Annotated in this window: 29 protein-coding genes; 19 read left to right on the forward strand and 10 right to left on the reverse strand. The window is 41.4% G+C overall.

Annotated elements, in window-relative coordinates:
- Positions 1-49: 49 nt before the first annotated feature.
- From ACFQWC_RS18885 to gvpU, 16 genes are all read left to right on the forward strand, one after another.
- Positions 50-1,225: a ParM/StbA family protein gene (locus ACFQWC_RS18885; RefSeq protein ID WP_299745375.1), complete on the forward strand. Its 1,176-nt coding sequence runs from the start codon at positions 50-52 to the stop codon at positions 1,223-1,225.
- Positions 1,226-1,234: 9 nt separating this feature from the next.
- Positions 1,235-1,828 (forward strand): uL1 family ribosomal protein, encoded by a 594-nt coding sequence (locus ACFQWC_RS18890; protein WP_299745372.1) that lies wholly within the window; start codon positions 1,235-1,237, stop codon positions 1,826-1,828.
- Positions 1,829-2,217: 389 nt separating this feature from the next.
- On the forward strand, positions 2,218-2,478 hold the full coding sequence (gene gvpA / locus ACFQWC_RS18895) for a gas vesicle structural protein GvpA (protein ID WP_060674023.1): 261 nt from the start codon (positions 2,218-2,220) through the stop codon (positions 2,476-2,478).
- 50 nt (positions 2,479-2,528) lie between these two features.
- Positions 2,529-3,020 carry a GvpT/GvpP family gas vesicle accessory protein gene (gene gvpT / locus ACFQWC_RS18900; RefSeq protein ID WP_377108820.1) on the forward strand — a complete coding sequence of 164 codons (492 nt, stop codon included), beginning with the start codon at positions 2,529-2,531 and terminating at the stop codon, positions 3,018-3,020.
- Between the two features lie 24 nt (positions 3,021-3,044).
- Positions 3,045-3,518: a gas vesicle protein GvpQ gene (gvpQ, locus tag ACFQWC_RS18905; RefSeq protein ID WP_299745360.1), complete on the forward strand. Its 474-nt coding sequence runs from the start codon at positions 3,045-3,047 to the stop codon at positions 3,516-3,518.
- A gap of 21 nt (positions 3,519-3,539) precedes the next feature.
- Positions 3,540-3,800, forward strand: a complete 261-nt coding sequence (gene gvpJ, locus ACFQWC_RS18910) for a gas vesicle protein GvpJ (RefSeq protein WP_299745357.1) — start codon at positions 3,540-3,542, stop codon at positions 3,798-3,800.
- An 84-nt stretch (positions 3,801-3,884) separates the two neighbouring features.
- Complete coding sequence (gene gvpO, locus ACFQWC_RS18915) at positions 3,885-4,151, forward strand: gas vesicle protein GvpO (RefSeq protein ID WP_299745355.1); 267 nt, start codon at positions 3,885-3,887, stop codon at positions 4,149-4,151.
- 28 nt (positions 4,152-4,179) lie between these two features.
- A complete protein-coding gene (gene gvpN / locus ACFQWC_RS18920) occupies positions 4,180-5,103 on the forward strand; it encodes a gas vesicle protein GvpN (protein ID WP_377108821.1) in 924 nt (307 codons plus the stop codon).
- 14 nt (positions 5,104-5,117) lie between these two features.
- Complete coding sequence (locus tag ACFQWC_RS18925; RefSeq protein ID WP_377108822.1) at positions 5,118-5,882, forward strand: GvpL/GvpF family gas vesicle protein; 765 nt, start codon at positions 5,118-5,120, stop codon at positions 5,880-5,882.
- Positions 5,882-6,136 (forward strand): gas vesicle protein GvpG, encoded by a 255-nt coding sequence (locus ACFQWC_RS18930; protein WP_377108823.1) that lies wholly within the window; start codon positions 5,882-5,884, stop codon positions 6,134-6,136. The genes ACFQWC_RS18925 and ACFQWC_RS18930 overlap by 1 nt, the downstream gene beginning before the upstream one ends.
- Before the next feature lie 10 nt (positions 6,137-6,146).
- Positions 6,147-6,953, forward strand: a complete 807-nt coding sequence (locus ACFQWC_RS18935; protein ID WP_377108824.1) for a GvpL/GvpF family gas vesicle protein — start codon at positions 6,147-6,149, stop codon at positions 6,951-6,953.
- A 23-nt stretch (positions 6,954-6,976) separates the two neighbouring features.
- Entirely contained in the window at positions 6,977-7,252 is a 276-nt protein-coding gene (locus ACFQWC_RS18940; protein ID WP_377108825.1) for a gas vesicle protein, read from the forward strand.
- On the forward strand, positions 7,218-7,502 hold the full coding sequence (locus ACFQWC_RS18945) for a gas vesicle protein K (protein WP_148970611.1): 285 nt from the start codon (positions 7,218-7,220) through the stop codon (positions 7,500-7,502). Before ACFQWC_RS18940 ends, ACFQWC_RS18945 begins: the two co-directional genes overlap by 35 nt.
- 22 nt (positions 7,503-7,524) lie before the next feature.
- Complete coding sequence (locus ACFQWC_RS18950) at positions 7,525-7,854, forward strand: gas vesicle protein (RefSeq protein WP_113969330.1); 330 nt, start codon at positions 7,525-7,527, stop codon at positions 7,852-7,854.
- 15 nt (positions 7,855-7,869) lie between these two features.
- Complete coding sequence (gvpT, locus tag ACFQWC_RS18955) at positions 7,870-8,694, forward strand: GvpT/GvpP family gas vesicle accessory protein (protein ID WP_299745338.1); 825 nt, start codon at positions 7,870-7,872, stop codon at positions 8,692-8,694.
- Between the two features lie 19 nt (positions 8,695-8,713).
- Positions 8,714-9,115 carry a gas vesicle accessory protein GvpU gene (gene gvpU, locus ACFQWC_RS18960; protein WP_299745335.1) on the forward strand — a complete coding sequence of 134 codons (402 nt, stop codon included), beginning with the start codon at positions 8,714-8,716 and terminating at the stop codon, positions 9,113-9,115.
- Between the two features lie 138 nt (positions 9,116-9,253).
- Here the strand turns inward: gvpU and ACFQWC_RS18965 are convergent, their stop codons facing one another.
- From ACFQWC_RS18965 to ACFQWC_RS18985, 5 genes are all read right to left on the reverse strand, one after another.
- On the reverse strand, positions 9,254-10,492 hold the full coding sequence (locus ACFQWC_RS18965) for a metallophosphoesterase family protein (protein WP_377108970.1): 1,239 nt from the start codon (positions 10,490-10,492) through the stop codon (positions 9,254-9,256).
- A 277-nt stretch (positions 10,493-10,769) separates the two neighbouring features.
- On the reverse strand, positions 10,770-11,030 hold the full coding sequence (locus ACFQWC_RS18970) for a hypothetical protein (RefSeq protein ID WP_377108826.1): 261 nt from the start codon (positions 11,028-11,030) through the stop codon (positions 10,770-10,772).
- Between the two features lie 355 nt (positions 11,031-11,385).
- A complete protein-coding gene (locus ACFQWC_RS18975) occupies positions 11,386-11,643 on the reverse strand; it encodes a GlsB/YeaQ/YmgE family stress response membrane protein (protein WP_098438646.1) in 258 nt (85 codons plus the stop codon).
- 74 nt (positions 11,644-11,717) lie between these two features.
- Positions 11,718-13,187, reverse strand: a complete 1,470-nt coding sequence (locus ACFQWC_RS18980) for a phospholipase D family protein (RefSeq protein ID WP_377108827.1) — start codon at positions 13,185-13,187, stop codon at positions 11,718-11,720.
- A gap of 133 nt (positions 13,188-13,320) precedes the next feature.
- Positions 13,321-14,667, reverse strand: coding sequence for an MFS transporter (locus ACFQWC_RS18985; protein WP_299745317.1), 1,347 nt, complete (start codon positions 14,665-14,667; stop codon positions 13,321-13,323).
- Between the two features lie 145 nt (positions 14,668-14,812).
- Between ACFQWC_RS18985 and ACFQWC_RS18990 the strand changes: the two genes are divergently transcribed.
- The gene (locus tag ACFQWC_RS18990) at positions 14,813-15,484 is read left to right on the forward strand and encodes a haloacid dehalogenase type II (protein WP_377108829.1); all 672 of its coding nucleotides are present in this window, start codon (positions 14,813-14,815) and stop codon (positions 15,482-15,484) included.
- A 52-nt stretch (positions 15,485-15,536) separates the two neighbouring features.
- Here the strand turns inward: ACFQWC_RS18990 and ACFQWC_RS18995 are convergent, their stop codons facing one another.
- Entirely contained in the window at positions 15,537-16,151 is a 615-nt protein-coding gene (locus ACFQWC_RS18995) for an NAD(P)-dependent oxidoreductase (protein ID WP_377108830.1), read from the reverse strand.
- Positions 16,152-16,291: 140 nt separating this feature from the next.
- On the opposite strand from ACFQWC_RS18995, the gene ACFQWC_RS19000 reads away from it, so the two are divergent.
- Positions 16,292-16,621, forward strand: coding sequence for a CHY zinc finger protein (locus ACFQWC_RS19000; protein WP_299745308.1), 330 nt, complete (start codon positions 16,292-16,294; stop codon positions 16,619-16,621).
- 58 nt (positions 16,622-16,679) lie between these two features.
- Positions 16,680-17,624 carry a peptide-methionine (R)-S-oxide reductase MsrB gene (msrB, locus tag ACFQWC_RS19005; protein WP_377108831.1) on the forward strand — a complete coding sequence of 315 codons (945 nt, stop codon included), beginning with the start codon at positions 16,680-16,682 and terminating at the stop codon, positions 17,622-17,624.
- A 34-nt stretch (positions 17,625-17,658) separates the two neighbouring features.
- Here msrB and ACFQWC_RS19010 read toward each other — a convergent pair whose 3' ends face one another.
- From ACFQWC_RS19010 to ACFQWC_RS19025, 4 genes are all read right to left on the reverse strand, one after another.
- Positions 17,659-18,180 carry a DinB family protein gene (locus tag ACFQWC_RS19010; protein ID WP_377108832.1) on the reverse strand — a complete coding sequence of 174 codons (522 nt, stop codon included), beginning with the start codon at positions 18,178-18,180 and terminating at the stop codon, positions 17,659-17,661.
- A 149-nt stretch (positions 18,181-18,329) separates the two neighbouring features.
- Positions 18,330-18,461 carry a hypothetical protein gene (locus ACFQWC_RS19015; RefSeq protein WP_262372000.1) on the reverse strand — a complete coding sequence of 44 codons (132 nt, stop codon included), beginning with the start codon at positions 18,459-18,461 and terminating at the stop codon, positions 18,330-18,332.
- Positions 18,462-18,629: 168 nt separating this feature from the next.
- On the reverse strand, positions 18,630-20,171 hold the full coding sequence (locus ACFQWC_RS19020; protein ID WP_377108833.1) for an FAD-dependent oxidoreductase: 1,542 nt from the start codon (positions 20,169-20,171) through the stop codon (positions 18,630-18,632).
- Positions 20,172-20,294: 123 nt separating this feature from the next.
- Positions 20,295-21,149 carry a bifunctional 5,10-methylenetetrahydrofolate dehydrogenase/5,10-methenyltetrahydrofolate cyclohydrolase gene (locus ACFQWC_RS19025; protein WP_377108834.1) on the reverse strand — a complete coding sequence of 285 codons (855 nt, stop codon included), beginning with the start codon at positions 21,147-21,149 and terminating at the stop codon, positions 20,295-20,297.
- Positions 21,150-21,187 lie beyond the last annotated feature (38 nt).

Consider the following 21,187-nt stretch of genomic DNA (forward strand, 5'->3'; position numbering starts at 1 on the left):
GTTGAAATTTTTTGACAAATTCTTACTCATGAATGAAAGGATGATTTTAATGACGAATTCACGAATTGCAGCCATTGACGTTGGTAATGATTCTCTTAAAGGTATTTTTGGAAAGATGGACGCTGAGGTAAATATTCCGAACGTCATTGCCAGGGATATTGAAGATCGCCCAATTATCGGAATCGAAGAGCTGGATACACAAGACCCACTTGACGGCATACATATCCGTGTCCACTCCCCTACTCTTAAAGATAATAATGCGATTTATCGTGTCGGTAATCTGGCAACGAAGAGCAATAACTCTACTGAACTGGATCCGGGCAGCAGTAAATCAGAAGAAGATCAAACACTGGTGATGCTGTTTGCTTCCATTGCACTTGATGCAGCACGCAATGATTCTAATTTTAAGAAGAATAATAACGTTATAGAAGCAAATTACACATTGGGTACAGGTCTTCCACTTCGCGAAGTAAAGGAAGGAAAAGATGTAGGGTACCGTTCTAGACTGTTAGGTTCAGTACACCAAGTTGAGTTTCTGGTAACTCCTCGCTACCAAGGCATCAAAGTGAATATTAAATTTGATGAAGTAAAGGTTTATCCTGAAGGGTTTGCCGCATTCATCAATCTTGTTATGGATAACAATTTAAATATCATCAATAAGGACCTCATTGATAAACGCATCTTAATTCAAGATATCGGCGGCTTATCAACGGATATCGCTGTGATTAAAGATCGAAAAGTAGATGACGATAAAGCTCAAGGATTCAACCTTGGTGTGTCTGAGTCCCTTGAATGGATCCGTGAAGAAATCCGCTCAAGACACGGAATTGAGCTGGACAGCCGTCGTGATGTGGTAGAAATCATCACGAAGAAAAATGATCGTAATCATATTATGGTTAAAGGAAGCCGTACAAGCGTACACGATATCGTTGACCGTATTATGCTTGAACTTGCTAAGAAGCAATATCGTCACCTGCGCAATATGTGGCAAAAGAATTCTCAAACTGAAATCTGCTACTTCATTGGCGGAGGATCAAGTGTTCTTAAAGAATATATCAAAACGCTTAATAACAATCTTGATGGTTACAATATCGACTTCTTTGAAGATGAGAAAGAAAGCATTTGGATGATGGCGAATGCTTATTATAAGCTAATTGCAGACTTCTCAAGAAAGAATCAAAAACAAGCACAAAAAGAAGATCAAAAATTAGCGAAAACCAAATAGGGTGATTGTATGAATGGAAAAGGGATGTCGAGGGGACAGCCGATTACGTTTCGAATTCCTTCTGATACACCTGATCATGTTTTAAAGCATTTACAAAAACTTAAGGAAACGGAAAAACGAAATTTCTCCAGTAAAATTGCAGAGCTTGTATTAAATGGAGTAAATGATACGATTTCCAAACAGAGAGAAGCCATTACGATCCCCCTTCCGAAGGGATTGGATAAATCCCAGCGTGACTGGTTGAAGCATGAACACTCAGAAGCGTTGTTAGGCAGTATCGTGTACCAGCTGTTATCAAACCCGGTTCGTACTGCCTCCCTTCTAGCTTCCTTAAGCAGTAATTCATTGGATATTGATGAAGCCCTCTATCTTCAGGAAGAATCTGCGGCAAGTCACGATTCTTCAAGAGAGTGGTCCCTTGATCAAGTGATGGATGATACTCCAGAAGAAATAGTAGATGAGCGCTCTTACTCTACTGACGAAGAATTGGACAACTTTGACTGGGACAGTGCCATGAAGCCCCAGGAAACCGTTGAAGAAGAACCTAAAGAAGAATCGATGGAAGATCTCTTAGGTGATTTTCTATCCCAAATGAATAAATAGGAAAAGAACCAGAAGCAAAGCTGAAAAGCATAATGCTTCTGGTTCTTTTTTTGCAAAGGCTTATCATGAGAATCAATTACCCCCCCCTCCCCCGATGAAAATCACACTTCTCCTCTAAATTCAAACCGATTCCTCCTTTAGAAACTGTAATCTATTTGTCTTATTTGAATTATTCCTTCTACAAAAATCCTTACAAGCTATATAACTGTAAGAAAGAAATATTACAGAGTGAAAGAAACGCAATCAAACATGTATAAAAAATGGCAGTTAATTTCAAATGATTCCCAGGACCTAGTTTAGGGTAGGTGTAAAACGAGGTAAACACCGATTAAACCGAATATAAAATTTGCACACAGTCATTGGCTACACCAATAAAGAGGAGAGATTCGATGAGTATTCAAAAAAGTAACGATAGCTCAAGTCTCGCAGAAGTAATTGATAGAATCCTGGATAAAGGAATAGTCATTGATGCATTTGCCAGAGTTTCCTTAGTGGGAATAGAAATTCTTACAATAGAAGCGCGAGTCGTCATTGCAAGTGTAGATACATGGTTACGATATGCAGAGGCAGTTGGGCTCTTAAGAGACGAAGTCCAAGAAGAAGGTTTAGCCAAGCAGGAAAATGAAAGAGGAACAGCGTTTAGCATTTAAACAAGTAAATTAAATATAGTTTTACTATTTTTGTAGAAAAGAGGATGAATATGGCAGAAACAAAAAGCAGTCAACAAGTAGAAGAAACGAAAAACATTGAAGAAAACGGAGAGCAATCAGCTGAAAATAGACAATCCATGAATTATGCGATTATCGGTGGAGTAGTCGGAGCTGGTATCGGGTTACTTTCAAATCCAGGTACAGGAAAGAAAGTAGTGGACAGTTTAGGGAAATCAGAAGTGATGAAAGCAGCAAGTAAGGAATTGCGAAGATCAGCACAGGAATTTCTGACAGAGCAAGCCATTATCACATTAAGACAATCTGCTACCGGATATATGAACAAGCTGGAAGGTGGCAGGCTTGCACCTAAGAAGAAAAAAGAAGAGGTATCGGAAAACACTGATGCCAAGGCAGATAGCGGTGAAAATTATTCTAATAATTCAGAAGAATTAGAAGAAATCAAAGAAGAAAACAAGAATTTGAATGAGCGTTTAGAACGTATTGAAGAAATGCTTAACAGCTTAGTGGAGTCTAAGAAATAATCGCATCCCTGAAGGGGGCATTACATGAGTAAGCCGGTGAAAAAAGCAGTTGGGAAGATGGCTAAAAAAGCATACGATCACGCCCCGGAGCCCGTGAAAGAAAAAGTGAAAGATTCGATAAAAGAGAAGGCGAAAGAAACATTTGTAAACAGTGTCGAAGGCGGTATTCAATCAAAAGCCAATGAAGCATCTGAGAAGTTAGAGAAGGCCAAAGAGAAAAATGCTGATAATGTTCATACCAAAGCTGAAGAAGCAAAGGAAAAAGTACAGGATGTCCTGCTCTCCGTTCGAGAAAAATTAGGCAATGCAAAAGAAGCAGGAGAAGAATTTCAAAAGAAAATCTCTTCATCCAATGATAAACAAACAAAAGTTAAAGGTGTCGCAAATATTAAGGGGGCGAGTGACATCAAGAGCTCCTTTAATATTAAAAGTTCTACAGAAATTAAAAGTTCGGAAAATATTAAATCATCGAAAGACATTAAGACCATCTGTTCTTAAACACCGGAAGGAGAATAACAATTGGCTATTCAAAAGAGTAATAATAGTTCGAGTTTAGCGGAAGTAATTGACAGGATTCTCGACAAAGGTATCGTCATTGATGCCTTTGCAAGGGTATCTGTCGTTGGGATTGAAATCTTAACGGTTGAAGCAAGGGTCGTCATTGCCAGCGTAGATACATGGTTGCGTTATGCAGAAGCTGTTGGCCTGCTTCGGGATGATGTCGAAGAAAACGGTCTTGCTACTCAGCAGAACGAAAGAAGCTCCCAGTTTAGTGTTTAAACAGGGGCAGTGGAGAAAAGAAAGTGAAAGGGGGCCATTATTGGCACCCTCCCGCTTTCATAACAGTAGGAGTAGGAGGCGACTATGGTTATCAAAGAGATTATGAATAATGTTACCGACTTCTTCAATGAACATGTAGCCCCGGTCCATAAGATTACGTCAGTGGAACTGACAGAAGATGAAGGCTGGAAGCTTCAAGTCGAGGTAATTGAAGAAAAAGAATATATGAAGAAATATGCTAAAGACGAAATGCTTGGAACATATGATGTTCAACTCAATAAAGAAAAGGAAGTCACATCATTTAAACGACGGGATATCCGTTACAGAAGTGCCATTGGACAGGAAATGTAGTGGATGAGCGAGTAGGAGGGAATTGTAAGTGACGGTCTTAACAAAACGGATCAAAAAGGATAGCAGGGCATTAATACAAGACGATGAAACGAAAGAATTGCTTTCGCGCTCATTGCAATACCTTAAAGCTGGATATCCTGTACATTTTACAGGTCCTTCCGGAGCCGGGAAAACCTCTCTTGCAATCGCTCTGGCGAAGAAGAGAAAAAGACCGGTTATGCTCATGCATGGTAACCATGAATTAAATAATAAAGATTTAATTGGTGATTTCACAGGGTATACGAGTAAAAAAGTGATCGATCAATATGTTCGATCAGTCTATAAAAAGGACGAAAGTGTCACCGAGACATGGAGAGACGGGCGATTACTGGAAGCAGTAAAGAATGGATATACCCTTGTATACGATGAATTTACAAGATCTCAGCCGACAACGAATAATATCTTCCTATCTATTTTAGAAGAGGGGATCATCCCTTTATATGGATCGAAATTAACGGAACCTTTTATTCGCGTACACCCGGAATTTGCAATCATATTTACTAGTAATCCTGCAGAATATGCAGGGGTTTACCAAACGCAGGACGCTCTCCTGGATCGGTTAATTACCATTAACGTAGATTACAAGGGAGCAGAAAAAGAGGCAAAGATTGTATCCGAAAAAGCAAACTTGGTTATGAGTGAAGCAAGAGCGATTACAACCCTTGTATCTACATTACGTGATCAATGTACAAACGGAAAGAACGGACCGAGCTTGCGTGCTTCCTTAATGATCGCAAGGCTCGCCATTGAATCAGACATTCCCATAGACGGTAAGGATTCAGACTTTCAACGTCTATGTATTGATATAGTAGCACATAGTCTAAGTCGATGTATCGACGAAGAAAACCCACAAGAAAAAGCAGAACGATTAATTATAGATGCATGTAAACATATGAAGGTATCTGAGGAATAAAGGAGAGTTTCATGATGAGTAAGGAAGAAATGGGAATCTATATATTTTGTGCCATTCAAACAGAAGAAGACGATCAATTTGGCTCCATTGAAATTGAAGGCGAGGAACGCGAGACGTTCACGATCAGATATAAGGACTCCGCGATGGTAGCAGCAGAAGTACCGATGAAAATCTATCATCCCAAGAAGCAGAATCTTCTCATGCACCAGGGTGCCGTATCACGGGTGATGGATCAAAAGGATACGGTCATTCCGATCAGCTTCGGGAATGTCTTTAAATCAAGAGACGATGTGCAGGCTCTTCTGGAAAACCTTTATCCTCAGTTCGAAACCCTTTTCCCGGCAATTAAAGGGAAAATCGAGCTAGGGTTAAAGGTTATCGGTAAAAAGGAATGGCTGGAAGCGATGGTTAAAGAAAACCCGCAGGTAGAAAAAATGGCATCAGCCGTTAAAGGGAAATCTGAATCTGCCGCGTATTATGACCGCATTCAGCTTGGAGGAATGGCTCAGAAGCTATTTACTTCCCTTCAAAATGAGGTGAAGCAGGAAGTCTATGCCCCCCTTGAGGAAACAGCCGTATCAGCAAAGGCAAATGACCCTTCAAGTGAGAAAATGCTTCTCAACGCTTCTTTCTTAATTGATCGGGACCAGGAAGAAGTGTTCGATCAAAAGGTCAATGAAGCCCATGAAAAATGGAAGGATAAGGTCGAATTTAATTATAGCGGCCCTTGGCCGGCTTACAATTTTGTCAACATACGCTTGAAGGTTGAGGAAGGCTGATGATTCATAAATTGGTGAGTGCACCAATTAATTTAGTCATTAAAGTCGGCGAAAAGATTAAAGAAGAAGCAGACAAAGAATTGTACGACCTTCCTACCATTCAACAAAAATTGATTCAGCTTCAAATGATGTATGAATTAGGTGAAATTCCTGAGGAAGTATTCCAGGAAAAAGAAGATGAGTTACTAGCACGATATGAAATTGCGAAACAGATGGAAATGGAGCAATGGGAAGAACTAACGAAAAAGAAATAAGGGTGATCAGATGAGCGATTTACTTTATTTATACGGCTTAATCCCAACAAAAGAAGCAAGTGAAAAGGCCCTTCCCTCCATGAAAGGATTCGATGGAGAAGGTGAACTATATACGATTGAAATCGGCGAAGTGACAGCAATTGTCTGTGATCTGCCACCGGATGAATACTCAGAAGAAACCATTAAGGACAAAGTCGATAACGATATGGACTGGCTTCAGGAAAAAGCGTTTCATCATCACGAAACCGTACTGATGGTTTCCAAGATGTATACCATCATTCCCCTGAAGTTCTGTACATTGTACAAGAACAAGGATAGCCTTATGGCCACGATAGAAGGCAATCGAAACAAGCTGGAAACGACCTTCGCACAGCTGGATGGTAATGAAGAGTGGAACGTCAAAATCTACTGTGATGATAAGCTGCTGAAGAAGCAGGTAAGCGAAAGCAACCCGTCTATCGAAGCCAAAAGAAAAGAAATCAGTGAATTACCAAAGGGCAGGCAGTTCTTTGAAAAGAAAAAAATCGATCAGCTGATTGATCGGGAACTTGAAAATGAAAAGAATCGTCTCTGTGAAGAGGTTCATGAAAAGCTGAAGGAACATTCCCTCCATGGAAATATCAAAAAGAATTGGAGTAAGGATGTCACAGGCAGACAAGAACATATGGCTTGGAACAGTGTGTTTCTCCTTCCAGTATCCAATGTTGATGAATTTGTAGAGGAAATTAAGCAATACGAAGAAGAACTGGGACACGCAGGTTGGAAAATTGAAGCATCAGGCCCTTGGCCACCTTATCATTTTTCTAGTTTTTCTTAATCACAAAACAAGGAATGAGAAATATGACAGTTAGAGAATCAATCGAGAACAAAGATATTGCCCTTATAGATATATTGGATGTCATTCTCGATAAAGGTGTGGCGATAAAGGGAGATTTGATTATATCCATTGCAGGTGTCGACCTCGTGTATCTGGATTTGCGAGTGCTGATTTCCTCAGTAGAGACATTGGTTCAACACAAGCAAGGGACGCGTAAAACGGTAACGTCCAATCAATTCGATAAAGAAAGGGAGGGATTGATTCATGCCACAGGCCAGCGGGACAAATGGGCGAATTAATTTCGACCCGGAAAAAGCAGAACAAGGCTTAGCGCAACTTGTATTGACCGTTGTAGAACTATTAAGGCAAATCGTCGAAAGACATGCAATGCGGCGTGTCGAAGGCGGTACTTTAACGGATGAACAAGTGGAGAATTTAGGCATAGCCCTGATGAACTTAGAAGAAAAAATGGAAGAGTTAAAAGAGGTATTTGGTCTTGATGCAGAAGACTTGAATATAGATCTTGGTCCTTTAGGGAGCTTAATGTAATGCCGATTAGGGAGGTTACATGATGGGAATGGAGCATCCGGTACAATCCAACACAATCGTGGATGTATTAGAAAAGATTTTAGATAAAGGAGTTGTCGTAGCAGGGGATATTACGGTGGGAATTGCCGATGTCGAGCTGCTCACGATTAAAATCCGCTTAATCGTTGCTTCCGTAGATAAAGCGAAAGAAATAGGCATGGACTGGTGGGAAAATGACCCGTACTTAAGTTCCAAAGCCGCAGATAACAACACGAAAGCACTTGAAGAGGAAAATAAGAAATTACAGGAACGATTGGAATCACTTGAAAAGAAACTGGATACGAACCGTCTTAACACGGCGGAAACAAACTAATTGGAGGTTTTACCGATGGCAGAAAAAAATACGCAAAACACAACAGTTGAGAATCAAGGACAAGAAAAGAATTCAACAAACGAGAACAAAACAAGAAGAAGCGGCCCTATCAAGAGAACCGTAGCTGGAAGTCTGTTGGGAGCAACTGTAGGATATCTGGCAACACCTGAAAATGGAAAAAAACTATTAGATCGTATCGATCAAGAGAAAATCAAAAGCAAAAGCCTGGACTTCGGGAAAGCAGCAAAAGAAAGATCCAGAAAAGCCGCTGTGTCCCTAAAATCATCAACAGCCAATCTGTTTAAGCGTGATAAAGATGAGGAAGCATCTGAAGACACGGAAACGGCCGTAAATTCAACAGAAACAAACAGCTCTGAAGAAGAGTCAAACCAGGACTATGATGCGCTTAAACAGGAAAATGAAGAACTTCAGGACCGTTTGCAGCAATTAGAAGAGAAAATGAATCAAATTGCCGCGACACGTGAAGATGGAAGTGATGAAGAGGAAGACGAGGATGAAGAAGAAAAAGAAGAAACCTCTTCAAGTAAGAAAGCTTCTAAAAAGTCTAAAGAAGAAGCAACAGATGAAGAAGATGACGATGAAGAAGACGAAGACACTAGTGAAGATGAAAATGAAGAAGATGAAGATGATAGCGATGATGAGGAAGAAGCCTCTAGCAAAAAGAAATCTAACGGTAAGTCAGGCTCTACAAAGGGCAAGAAACGTTCTACCCGCAAGTCAAGCGCTAAAAGTAAAAAATCTGCTAAGAAAGATGATGATAAAGACGAAGATCAAGAAGAAGATACAACACTCTCTACCGAAGACGACACAGTAGCTTAACGATAAAGGAGATGTGAAGATGAGTTTAGAATCTGGTACAGGAAAGGATAGCATCTTAGAATTTTTTGTACAGGCATCAAACAAACATGACTTTTCATTAGACATCACGTTAAACGTCAAGGGAGCCGTCATAACGGGTACCCTTGTTTCTGCAAAGGAATACTTCGACTCATTAAGTGAAACCTTCGAGGATGGCAGTGAGGTAGCACAGAAGCTGAGTGAGGAGCTTGCCAGAGCCGGGGAATCTGTAGATGAAAACCAAAATGCTGAAGCCCACTTTATTCACTTGAAGAACACAAAGGTATATTGTGGCGACAGCAAGCCGACCCCTTCAAAAGGGAAGATTATGTGGCGTGGTAAATTAAGTGAGATTGATGGCTTTTTCTTAGGAAAGATTTCTGAATCGAAGAGTAGTAAATAATAAAGAGCAACTGAACATAGAGTTCAGTTGCTCTTTATTATTTGAAAGAACGATACTTTGAATTATTTCCCGGGCAGAATATAACTTCAATTAAAAACAAGCTCCTTTCCAATGCTATGGAAGGGAGCCTATCAATGTTTATTTCTTCTGCACGTTGAGCGTTTCTGTACTGTTTGCTGGAATGGTAAGTTGTACTTCAAGATACTGCTTACGATCAGATGCATAATTCTGAAGAACTTCGCCTGTTGATACGTTGTAATTTCCTTCTGTCATATATAAGGGGATGGTGACGGTTAAAGGTTTGTTTAAACGATTTGTCACTTCCACCTGTTGTAATGACGCACTCCCGTCATTACTTGTCTGGTAGGCAGCATCAAAGGACATCGTCCCACCTTTGGTATCACCATTTTGATAAACAGGGATTGAGTGGCCGGTTTCTTCATAATTGTAAGATTCGATCTGACCATCTTGAACAGAAAAACCCCTGAATCCGACCCACGGCTTACCAGTCAATTCAATCGCTGTGGTCGTTGTATATAAAATGCCATCTTCTTTCGTTACGTTATCAATATGAGTGTGCCCGTGGAGACTAACGGTTACATTGTTTTCTTTCATGACATTGATTAATTCTTTAGCATTTTCTCCATGCCATTGCTGGTCATATTTGATTCCCAGTTTTTCCCCGAGTAGTAGTGTTTGCAAACGCTGAGGATCATGCTGTTCATTGTATTGTTCCCAATAGGTTTGGACCTCTGGGTCATCCTTTGGCCACATTTCCCGATCACGCCACAGTGGATTATGATGGGAAAAGAGTCCACGGACTTGCCCGCTCTCTGCAGTCTGGGCATTGCGTTGTAAATCTTCTTTGACCCAATTGAGTTGTTCCTCGCGTATTTGCCCACCCCAGGTTGGAACAGAAACAGTTCCATTACCGCTTCGATCGAACTTGTGCCAGTCAAATGAGTTGTATCCGATGAAGTGGGCATAAGGGCCGTAATCAAAAGAAAAATATTGAGGACCGAAGTACTTTTCCCAGTATTTCGCTCCATCTGTTAGCGTAGCATCCTGAGCGTAGTAGTCATGATTCCCTGGAACAAGATAGACGGGTACGTTCAGTTTTTGAAGCATTTTATACGTTTCCTCATATTCGTATATATACTCCAAGGGATTCATTTGCCCATACATGAGATCTCCTGTCACAACCACAAAATCAGGGTTTTTTAAATTAACTTCTTTAATGGCTTTCTGTAAGTATAACCATCTTTTTTGGGGATCCGGGTCCCACATGCCTGCTTCCTTTGCCAAAGCAGGGTCTACAGAGGATGGATCTTCTGGATCACCAAGATTCCGAGGGGAACCAATATGAGTATCCGTCATATGCAAGAAGGTAAAATCCTTTTTGTACTCGTCCACTACTTTAACGGAATGTGGTTGTTCATCGTTGATCCTTTGTCCATTTCCAGTGTAGGCTACTTGTAAATCATATAGCTTTTGTGGAGTATTTTCAGGAATCGTGACAGTGACATCAACGATGGAGGAGCTGTCCTTCCAATGAGATTGTCCTTGTTGAACTGATTTGACAGGTAATTCATACTCACTAGTCTGAGAAGAGTGGTTTGTCTGCTTTAATTTGACACTCCATGATCCCGCTTCTTTACCCTTGTGTGTCGATTTTTAAGGTAAGGTCCTCACCTTTCTTTTTAATGGCTGGTGTTGCGAATAGCGGGTAAATAATCTGGTTTACCTTCGGATCCAGGGAGATATTTGGAGCGGAATCCAGATAATGAGTACTGTTGCCGATACCGCCATCCCTTTCACCAGCTGAACTAAAAGGGGTTTCCAGTGCTTTCGCTGATAGAGGAAGAATCGATAATATTACAAGTGAAGCGAAACTTTTTTTGAACCATTTTTTCATTTTGGCTGCCTCCTTTTCTGCTTTAAGAGTATCTACCATATGTAAAGGAAGTGTTGATTTTTTTTTACAAATGAGGATTGGGAATGATTACCGACTTTGATTAGATATAGAGGTTTTCCGTTTGCTTAAAACGGGTAAACAACCTATAACAAAGGAGGTTACCTGCATGAAACGTTTAATTGGAAGACTGATCAAATGGGGACCTATTATTTACCCGTTTTATAAGAAGTATCGGAATAAAAGAAGACATAAGAAATCTATGACGTATTAAGAGGGCAGCCATCATTGGCTGTTTTTTTTATATATTTTTAAGGGCAAATAAAAAACCCCTGGAATTCAGGGGTTTCAGTGTTTTTTAATGAGAAGTCTTTCTCATACCTCTTAACAGTAAGCTTAACAGGAATACAAAGATAATAGCTCCCAGTAAGGCTGGAATGATAGCGATTCCTGCAAGTGATGGTCCGAAGCTTCCTAGAAGTTCTCCACCGATCCATGCACCGATGATACCTGCGATGATGTTCCCGATGATTCCACCAGGAACGTTTTTACCTAATATAAGACCAGCTAACCAACCGATGATCCCACCTACGATTAAGTACAAGATAATACCCATTTTTCTAACCTCCATTTAATGTTTTTGTGATGTGTTGTTACTGATTTAATTCCCTTTTCTTGTGGGATTAAAACCTAATATGTCGTTACTTGGAAGATTTTTTGCAAGATATACATGACATATTTAAAGGCAGGCAGTTTATCCTGATATTCCTCATATTTAACGGTGTAGGTGCCATCATCGTTGTTCCAGATACGGTTAAAATACTGATCAATATCCGACATGGTTTTGCTGTCAGTTGGGGCCACAATCTTTATGTTCTCTTCTAAGTTATAATCATCTAAGTTTCTCGATGTGTAATTACTGGATCCCCCGATGACAGTACTCTCTTTTTTCCCTTTTATATAAATGAATTTAGTATGGTATTGTTCCTTATTGGTGTTATACCACCGAATTGTAATATGGTCATTGTCCAGGTTGTGCAGCTCTGATGCGATTGGCAGGTTGGGTAACCCTATCTTTTCTTGACCGAAGGCATTCTGATTGGGGTCAAGCACTAATCGTACCTCTACTTCACGGTCTGCAGCATCCCCTATGGCATCGATAATGTCCCGATCCGCAAGATAGAACATCCCGATCCAGACGTCATCTCCTTTATTGGCATTATTCATAGCGTTTACGACACTTGTTTGAACTTTCTTTTCAGTAAGGATTTGTGCTTTAACGGAGCTCTCTTTAGAAGAAAGCTTTTTAATAGACTGATCTAAGTCTTCCTCTGTAGGAAATGCCTCTACGTTCCCCCCTGAAAAAGCAGCGACTGCCTTTTCGGCTTTTACCATGTCCTTGAGGATTTCTCCCTTGACCTTGAATCCGATATTAGAGTGAAACCCACTTGCATCGTGGGGATTGGCGGAAAGTATTAGTCCCTCCCTTTCAGTGATGACGACTTTTCGGTGATTGGCTTTAACATTTAATAGTTTTAAATACGATCTCATGGTTACCTTGGGTGCAGATGAAGCCATAGGGTTAGGGAGCCAGCCATAGCCATCCTGACCGAACCAGCCCAGAGCGGTCCTCCACACCCCCGAGTATATGATATTGGGATCCCTGAGGCGGTTTAGATCGGTATAAATGACTTCAGCCCCGAGATCCTCTAAAGGCTCTAATTGCTTTGCGGAATGAGACCCATACGTGGTATTGACGATATCACTGATGAAGACAACCTTTAAATCAGGTTTCTTCTTCATCTGTGCTTGAATCGTTTTCGATAATTTTTCACTGATTCTCGGGTAATCACGATCACCCTTTGTATATCCATTTACTAAAAATAAGTCCAAGATAAGAAAATCCTCTGCTTCTTCAATGGTTTGGTATACTTCATCAAAGATCGAATGGTCATAGAGTTCTTTCCCATCCTTTTGGTATGTAAGGTCGTATAAGAACTCCACATCCTTTTCGGGTATGGTATAGGTATTACCTGCATAGGATATTCCCGGAGGCAACGGCTTAACGCGGTGGTATACCATAACGACGGTAAGGATCAATAGGATGACACCCCCGATCCACCAGCTTTTCTTCTTATACCACTTTTTCTTTGTTTTCAATTGAATTCCCCTGTTCTACTGTTTTTTTCTTACTATACCCTTATTGGTAGTGGAGGAATCCATTCAGGCTAATATGAGCACTATTTATTTACAAATAATAAGGTCCAGGCAGATATACTGCCTGGACCAGATTTTATTGATGGTTGATTCTCTTGCGGTACAAGAATAATAGAATAAGGGATAGTGTCATTAATACGATCAGAACAAGGAATGTATTCTGAAATGAACGGACTGGGAAATCTGCTCCGCCCATCTCGACAATGATTCCTCCTAGAACAGAACCAGACGCACTGCCTACGAAGTGGGTAAGCTGTTTCATGCCGATTCCTGAAGCAATCAGCTCCTTACTCATGACACGGGATACTTCATTGGTCGAGCTTGACGAAAGACTTGAAAAGCCAAAGCTTGTAAACATATAAGCCAGCATAATCATGTATTCATTGAGGGGTGATAAGATATAAAAGATGACGGTTGAAATGATCAGAAGGATATGAGCAAGGAACATCACCCTCATATTTCCATAGCGATCAATCAGTCTCCCGACATATACAGCTGCCACTGCCGACAGCATCGCACCCGGAAAGATAATGAATCCAACTGCTGTGGGATTTTTACCAAATACATGCTGAAGCATAAGAGGCATGACGATTAGAATCGCAAAGTGAGTGGCGAAACCCAGGAAACTCATATATAGAATCTGACGGTATCCTTTGTCCCGTATCAAACTGGGTTGAATAAAAGGTAGTTCGATCTTATGGATCCGAATCCACAATCCTCCAAAGAATACAACGGCACCTGCGAAATAATACCAGTGGAACGTTGAAATGAACAGCAGAAAGAACGTAATTCCGATTCCGGTTAAAAGGCCTCCCCATACATCAAAGTACCCTTTCCTGGTCGTCTCATCCGGCAGGAAGCGGTAGAGTACAGGTATCATTCCAAGGACACATAACGTGATTAGAAATAAATAGTTCCAACTTAAATAATCGGTAATCACGCCACCTACGACGGGCCCTAATCCAAAGCCCAGGGAAGAAGCTGAGGCAATCATAGCCAATGCCCGGCCGCGTCTTGCCATCGGGACAAAACGTCCGGCAAACACCATGGATAACCCAGGAATGGCTGCAGCACCTGCCGCTTGGAATAAACGGGAGATCAATAGCCAGGTAAAGGTATGAGCAAAGAAACCTATGAACGATGCCAGCCCGAAAATGGAAATGCCCAGGATAAGCAGCCTCCTGATGGGAATGTAGTCTGCCAGGCGCGTATATGTAATGGTGCAAATGGCGAGTACGATAGAATATCCCGATACAATCCAGGCTCCTTCAGAAGGGGCTAAAGAGAAATCCTTTAAGACATTGGGGAGTGCTACATTAAACATGGTGGTATTCATGACAACCAGCCAGACGGTTAAGCTCAAGAACAGAATCGTCTTTGTATAGGAAGGAGATGCCTGTGCATGTGGTAGTTCTGCATTCATCGTGACCACCTCCATAATATATTTAGATACTCGAAGTAATATATCATAAAAAACGTGAATGTGAAATGAATTCGCTTAGAGGTGAAAAAGTTTAATTTATTTAAAATGGTCTATTATATAAGAAGAATGAAAGAGGAGGATGCGTATGTCAAATCTCAATATAAAGGCTTTTGTGTTCGATGCGTATGGAACTCTTTTCGATGTTCATTCCGTCATTGAAAAGTGTAATGAACTCTTTCCTGATAAAGGGAAGGACATCAGCCAGGTGTGGCGTCAGAAGCAGTTGGAGTATAGTTTTTTACGTCAATTAATGGGTACGTATACGACTTTTTTTACAATAACGAAGGATGCTCTCCATTATGCGGCTAAGCAAGCAGGAGTTGACCTTACTGAAGTAAAAGAGAAGGAATTGCTGGAGGCTTACCTGGAATTAAATCACTACGAAGAAGTAGGGAGTGTATTGCAAGAACTGAAACTTTATCAAAAAGCCATCTTTTCCAATGGTTCACTGGATATGCTATCTCCTCTTGTTGAGCAATCTTCCTTTGGGCATTTGCTGGATGAGGTTTTGTCAGTTGATGAAGTGAAGCAGTTTAAACCAACCCCGATGTCTTACCAGCTTGTTCTTGAAAAGCTTGGGATCAGAAGAGAAGAAGTGTTGTTTATGTCTTCTAACCCATGGGACATTGCAGGAGCGACGAACTTTGGATTCTATACGGCTTGGATAAATCGTCAGGATAAAGTGATGGATGAATTAGGGGTCGAACCGCATTTTGTATATAAGGATTTAACCGGTATTCTGGAACATATGGGGTAACGAATAGGGATTGTTCTGTCTTGGAGATAAGATAGAATAATCCCTTGATTTTTTAGTAAGCTAAACCAATGGATTCATCCATATGCTTCTCTTGAACTATGCTTTGAAGCAGGAAGTGAGCGACATCAGCGCGGCCAATCTTTCTTCCCTTCGACGGAATCGATTCTGCGTCTTGACGGTACGATTTCGATAGAGGCTGGGTAGTCAATTGCATGGGTCTGGCAATCGTATAGTGGACGCTGCTTTTCATTATTTGTCCCACAGCATTCCTGTGATCCATTAAAACATTCCGAAGAATGAACTGAATGATCTTTCCTTGAAGGCCTGGTATTTCTTTATGAATACCAGCTGATGCCACATAGGCAATTCTCGTGATGCGATGTATCTCCATCCCCTTCAGGATATTTGTGGTCATATTGGTAAGGACGTTTGTTTTCTTCAATCCATCGGAACCTAAACAGGATATAACGGCTTCTTGCCCCGTTAATGCTTCTCTCACTTCTGTAGCGTTCAGAGCATCCCCTTTTACGAAAGTTAATTGCGGACTATCTTCTTCCAATTTAGAAGGATTCCGAACAAATACAGTGACTTCATGGCCATCTGCCAATGCTTGCTTCACTACTTCCTTGCCTGTTCCGCCGGTTGCTCCGAATACAATCAATTTCAAGAATCTTCCCCTCCCTTTCTTTTATTATTCATTGTATAGTACAGATAGATAATTAGGCTAGAATGAAGCTAGTAGTTTACGGTTTTAGTAGGAATAGTGACTATGTATATCGAAATTTACTGCATAAGGGGAGGATGATTATGACTGAAAAGCTGATAAAGGTGACCGGTGTGGAAGTGGATTCGAATACAAAGTGTAAACATTACCGAACAAGGAAGGATATCATCGCCATTAAATTTAAATGCTGTAACGCCTATTACCCTTGTCATACATGTCATGATGAAATGGCAGATCATGAACCTGTCCGATGGGGGAAGGATGAATGGAATGCCAAGGCGGTACTTTGTGGCGAGTGCAAAAGTGAGTTAACGATTTTACAGTATATGAACTGCCAATCGGTATGTCCCCATTGTCGAGCCTCTTTTAATCCGGGGTGTCAACATCATTATCATCTTTATTTTGAAGGATGAGTTTGTGTGAGAACGAAGGGTCATTAAATGTTTCACGTGAAACGAAAGGAGCGTTGAAATGGAGAAAGCAACCTTTGCTGGAGGATGTTTTTGGTGTATGGTGGAACCCTTTGATGAGCAGGAAGGAATTGAAAGTGTTGTATCCGGTTATACAGGGGGTGATATGGCCAATCCAACTTATAAAGATGTGACGTCAGGAGGGACAGGACATTATGAAGCCGTCCAAATTACATTCGACCCTGATCGGTTCCCTTATGAGAAACTGCTCGATCTTTATTGGAAACAAATTGACCCTACTGATTCAGAAGGGCAGTTCAATGATCGGGGTGACTCCTACCGTACAGCCATTTTTCATCATAACCACAATCAAAAAATGCAGGCCGAGGAGTCAAAACGAGAGCTGGAGCAGAGTGGAGTATTTAAGGAGACTGTTGTGACACAGATTCTCCCCGCACGTGAGTTTTATCCTGCAGAAGCTTATCATCAGGATTTCTATAAGAGAAATGCCTTTCGCTATGCACTTTATAAGCGTGGATCCGGACGAGAGGATTTCTTGAACAAATATTGGCCAAAAGATCGATCCCATTTAAAAGAACATCTGACGGAAATGCAATACTTCGTTACACAGGAAAATGGAACAGAGCCTCCTTTCGAAAATGAGTATTGGGATAATAAAGAGGAAGGGATCTACGTGGATATCGTTTCAGGTGAGCCTTTATTCACCTCAAAAGACCAGTATGATAGTGGGTGCGGCTGGCCAAGTTTTACAAAGCCTGTCATGGATGCAAGCGTCAAAGAACAATATGATCTCTCTCATCGTTCTACAAGAATCGAGGTAAGAAGCAGGGAAGCCGATTCTCATCTCGGGCATGTGTTCACAGATGGACCCGGTCCTAAAGGTCTTCGGTATTGCATCAATTCTGCTTCTTTACGATTTATTCCTAAAGGGAAATTAGAAGAAGAAGGGTATGGGGATTTTTTAATTTTGTTTAAAGGCAGATAAAAAGACATGGCAGCACAAGAGCCGCCATGTCTTTTTATCTTTCTATCTTCTCTTCAACTTTTTCCCAAAGATTTTCAATTCCTTGTACACGCTTAATAGACGTTATGGCTCCTTGATGTAAGCCTTCATGCCAGTTAGCAAAGGAAAGAACTTCACCTAAAGTGGTAAACGTAGTATGTTCACCAAGGACAAACGGCTTCTCTCCTGTTTCATCCAAACGACCGGAAAACGCTTCTTTCATCCTTTGCGGTTGTGCCTCCAGTTTCTCACGAAGTTCCTTCAGTGTAGGGGGTGTGAGCGCATTCCAAGTGGAAGGGCTTGTATGAAAGCCAAATAACTCCCCATATTCAGGTGGAAGTGTTTTACGGTCGTTTTCCCCTACAAAGGAGAATAACAGGTTTTCCTGAGACAGCAGGATATGTCCTAAATTCCATCGGATAGAATTTCTGAATCCTGGAGGCATTTCATCCGCCTGCTGTTCCGTTGTCGCATCAAGAGCAGCCAGTGTGCGAAGCCGAATGAATTCCATTTGTTGAAATAACATTTGTTCTTGCATCATCTATTCCTCCTAATCAATTTCTCTATAACGTATTCGAGGTCGGCAGTGAGATTCCTCTACGAAAAGATGAACGGACCAGGAGAAAAAAGAAAAGAATAACCTGACGCAGCGGTACTGCCGGTTATTCTTCAATCAGCTAGTCGTTACTAGTCTTGTGGTCGGTTTTTCTTCGTATTCGCTTGACCGGTTGTAAACTCCACTAATTCAGAACTTGTTCGATTTTGTTTAGCATTCGTATTACTTTGAGCATTACGGTTACCTTTTTTAGTACGTCCCATTCAGAATCCCTCCCCAAATAGTAACTCAAGCCTTTATAGTTTGAGACATAATCGAGGAAATATTCTTCTGTGAGATACGACAAAATATGTCAAATACTTTGGAAATCCGGTTTATTTCCCAGGCTATATTCGACAATAATCGGAAGCTTCCTTCCAGAGGTCCGTCCCTCAATCGGTCACTTCAAACCTGGTGAGAGGTTTCTTCGCAGGGCCTTCAATCACATCCCCATCAATGGAGAAACGGGATCCGTGACAAGGACAGTCCCATGTGTGGTCACCGTGGTTCCATTCGGTTTCACAGCCGAGATGGGTGCACGTAGTGTCTACGACGTGCAGCTTTCCTGTTTCATCCCGGTATCCACCACAGCGTCGCCCGTTCAGGTTCACGACATCGCCCTCGCCTTTTTGTAGCTCCTGTACCTTTTTAGTTGGGACTTGAAGCTTTCCTTTAATGAGTTGTCCAGCCACATTTATATTCTCTTTAAAGAAATGCTTAATGCTAGGGTCGGCAACAAATCGGGAAGGGGTGTACACATCAGCATAAATATGATGATTTCCTAAAATCTGATCAGATAGGATCTGCCCCGCTAGAGTGCCGGATGTCATTCCCCATTTTTTAAAACCCGTCGCTACGAAAATGGATGGATGTTTTTCCGTTAACTTACCGATGTAGGGTACTTTATCTAGTGTAATGAGATCTTGAGCAGACCATCTGTAACGTACCTCTTCTACTCCAAGGACCTCCTCTCCGAACTCCTTCAGTGCATTGTAATGCTCCAATGTATCTTTACCTTGTCCCGTTTTATGATTATCCCCCCCGATTAATATAAGCTTTTCCCCATTTTCATCGTCTTCAGAACGGAGGGAACGGGTAGGGTCTTCTGCGCTTAAGTACATGCCTCCCGGGTAATCCTTTTTCGCTTTCACTCCAAGGATGTACGAGCGTTCGGCATACATTTTTGTGAAATAGAAGCCCATGCCATCATAAAAAGGGAAGTGAGAGCAGATGACTACATGCTCGCTATCCAGGTGATATCCATCATCCGTCACCACTTGTGTGGAGTCTCCTTCGTTAATGGTTTTGGCGGGTGTTCCTTCAAATATTTGACCGCCAAGTCCCGTATAAGAATCAATCAAGGCTTTTAGATACTTTAAAGGGTGAAACTGTGCCTGTTCTTTCATTACGACTGCGTTTTTAATGGATAAATCGATCGGGAGTTTTTCGATGAGCTCTCCCTGAATCTCTAACTTCTGATACGCCTCGTACTCCTTCTCGATTTTTGTGGCATATTGATCAGTAGTCGCGTAAACATACGAGTCCTCTTCTGTAAAATGACAATCTATCTTTTCGCTGGAAATCGTATCTTTAATAAACTGAAGAGCCTTTGTCTGAGACAGGTAGTATTTCTTTGCAAACTCTACTCCAAAATGCTGGATGAGTTCATCATAAATCAATCCGTGTTGTGCCGAAATCTTAGCCGTTGTATGCCCCGTTGTCCCGTTCAATAAGTGATCAGCCTCAATGAGAGCCACTTTTTTCCCGCCTTTAGCTAACAGATAGGCAGTGGTGATACCTGCAATCCCTCCGCCAACCACGGTTACGTCCACTTTTATGTTTTTATCAAGCTTTTTAAATAAGGGGAGTTTAGCCGTTTCCCTCCAATAGGGTTCCGGTGTTTCGGAAAAAGCATTTTGATGATGTGTGTCCATATGAACGCTCCTTTATCTTTCTATTCCTTACCATTCTTTCCTGAAATGTAGAAAAAATAAGTCCGAAATAGCAAAAAAAGAGACTGGCTCTCCTAAACGAGTCAGTCTCTTGAAGTTTAAGGATTATGAATTTTGTAGGACAGAACCATATTTCTCAGCAGAATCAACGGTTTGTTTTAATAGCATGGAGATGGTCACCGGGCCAACTCCACCTGGTACAGGGGTAATCGCGCTCGCTTTTTCATAGCATGCGTCGTAATCGATGTCTCCGACGTTCCCTTTGTTATAGCCCGCATCAAGAACGACAGCACCTTCTTTTAACCAATCCCCTTGAATGAAGTTAGGTTTACCGACTGCTGCCACCACGATATCTGCAGTAGCGAGAATGTCAGGCAGATTCTCTGTATACGAATGACAGGTCGTCACCGTTGCGTTTCGATTCAACAGCATCATGGATACAGGCTTTCCTAGAATCGGACTTCTTCCTACTACGACAGCGTGTTTACCTTCAAGGGATACACCGTAGTAATCGATGATGCTCATGATCGCGGCAGGTGTGCAAGATGGATATTCACCAAATCCAAGAGAGTTTTGACCGAACCCGAGGCTTGTGACTCCATCAACATCTTTCTCAATGGAGATTGCTTCAAAAGCAGCACGTTCATCAATGTGGTTAGGAACAGGGTGCTGCAAGAGAATGCCATGAACGGTAGAATCTTGATTAAGCTCCCGGATCACGTCCAACAATTCAGTTGTTGTCGTTTCCTTAGGAAGATGAATCCTTCTTGATTCCATTCCGATCTTCGCGCACGCATTGCCCTTCATCTTCACATACGTAGCAGAAGATGGATCGTCTCCAACAAGCACCGTGGCAAGGCATGGGGTAGTACCATTCTCCTTTAATACAGCGACTCTCGACTTTAGGCTTTCCTTTACCTCAGATGCAACAAGTTTCCCGTCTAATACTAGTGGTTCCACTGCAATCCCTCCTGATTATAGTAAAAGAAGACAAGGGT

It is taken from the genome of Rossellomorea sp. GCM10028870 (assembly GCF_042666755.1).
Taxonomy (GTDB): Bacteria; Bacillota; Bacilli; order Bacillales; family Bacillaceae_B; genus Rossellomorea.

Coding starts and splice junctions, on each gene's coding strand:
- ACFQWC_RS18935 (WP_377108824.1), top strand. CDS start 6,147: ATGAGCGATTTACTTTATTTATACGGCTTAATCCCAACAAAAGAAGCA.
- ACFQWC_RS18885 (WP_299745375.1), top strand. CDS start 50: ATGACGAATTCACGAATTGCAGCCATTGACGTTGGTAATGATTCTCTT.
- ACFQWC_RS19015 (WP_262372000.1), bottom strand. CDS start 18,461: ATGGGACGTACTAAAAAAGGTAACCGTAATGCTCAAAGTAATACGAAT.
- ACFQWC_RS18950 (WP_113969330.1), top strand. CDS start 7,525: ATGGGAATGGAGCATCCGGTACAATCCAACACAATCGTGGATGTATTA.
- gvpT (WP_299745338.1), top strand. CDS start 7,870: ATGGCAGAAAAAAATACGCAAAACACAACAGTTGAGAATCAAGGACAA.
- ACFQWC_RS18940 (WP_377108825.1), top strand. CDS start 6,977: ATGACAGTTAGAGAATCAATCGAGAACAAAGATATTGCCCTTATAGAT.
- ACFQWC_RS18930 (WP_377108823.1), top strand. CDS start 5,882: ATGATTCATAAATTGGTGAGTGCACCAATTAATTTAGTCATTAAAGTC.
- ACFQWC_RS18990 (WP_377108829.1), top strand. CDS start 14,813: ATGTCAAATCTCAATATAAAGGCTTTTGTGTTCGATGCGTATGGAACT.
- gvpO (WP_299745355.1), top strand. CDS start 3,885: ATGGTTATCAAAGAGATTATGAATAATGTTACCGACTTCTTCAATGAA.
- msrB (WP_377108831.1), top strand. CDS start 16,680: ATGGAGAAAGCAACCTTTGCTGGAGGATGTTTTTGGTGTATGGTGGAA.
- ACFQWC_RS18890 (WP_299745372.1), top strand. CDS start 1,235: ATGAATGGAAAAGGGATGTCGAGGGGACAGCCGATTACGTTTCGAATT.
- gvpT (WP_377108820.1), top strand. CDS start 2,529: ATGGCAGAAACAAAAAGCAGTCAACAAGTAGAAGAAACGAAAAACATT.
- gvpA (WP_060674023.1), top strand. CDS start 2,218: ATGAGTATTCAAAAAAGTAACGATAGCTCAAGTCTCGCAGAAGTAATT.
- ACFQWC_RS18965 (WP_377108970.1), bottom strand. CDS start 10,492: ATGACGGATACTCATATTGGTTCCCCTCGGAATCTTGGTGATCCAGAA.
- ACFQWC_RS19000 (WP_299745308.1), top strand. CDS start 16,292: ATGACTGAAAAGCTGATAAAGGTGACCGGTGTGGAAGTGGATTCGAAT.
- gvpU (WP_299745335.1), top strand. CDS start 8,714: ATGAGTTTAGAATCTGGTACAGGAAAGGATAGCATCTTAGAATTTTTT.
- ACFQWC_RS19020 (WP_377108833.1), bottom strand. CDS start 20,171: ATGGACACACATCATCAAAATGCTTTTTCCGAAACACCGGAACCCTAT.
- ACFQWC_RS18975 (WP_098438646.1), bottom strand. CDS start 11,643: ATGGGTATTATCTTGTACTTAATCGTAGGTGGGATCATCGGTTGGTTA.
- ACFQWC_RS19010 (WP_377108832.1), bottom strand. CDS start 18,180: ATGCAAGAACAAATGTTATTTCAACAAATGGAATTCATTCGGCTTCGC.
- ACFQWC_RS18945 (WP_148970611.1), top strand. CDS start 7,218: ATGCCACAGGCCAGCGGGACAAATGGGCGAATTAATTTCGACCCGGAA.
- ACFQWC_RS18985 (WP_299745317.1), bottom strand. CDS start 14,667: ATGAATGCAGAACTACCACATGCACAGGCATCTCCTTCCTATACAAAG.
- ACFQWC_RS18970 (WP_377108826.1), bottom strand. CDS start 11,030: ATGAAAAAATGGTTCAAAAAAAGTTTCGCTTCACTTGTAATATTATCG.
- ACFQWC_RS18925 (WP_377108822.1), top strand. CDS start 5,118: ATGAGTAAGGAAGAAATGGGAATCTATATATTTTGTGCCATTCAAACA.
- gvpQ (WP_299745360.1), top strand. CDS start 3,045: ATGAGTAAGCCGGTGAAAAAAGCAGTTGGGAAGATGGCTAAAAAAGCA.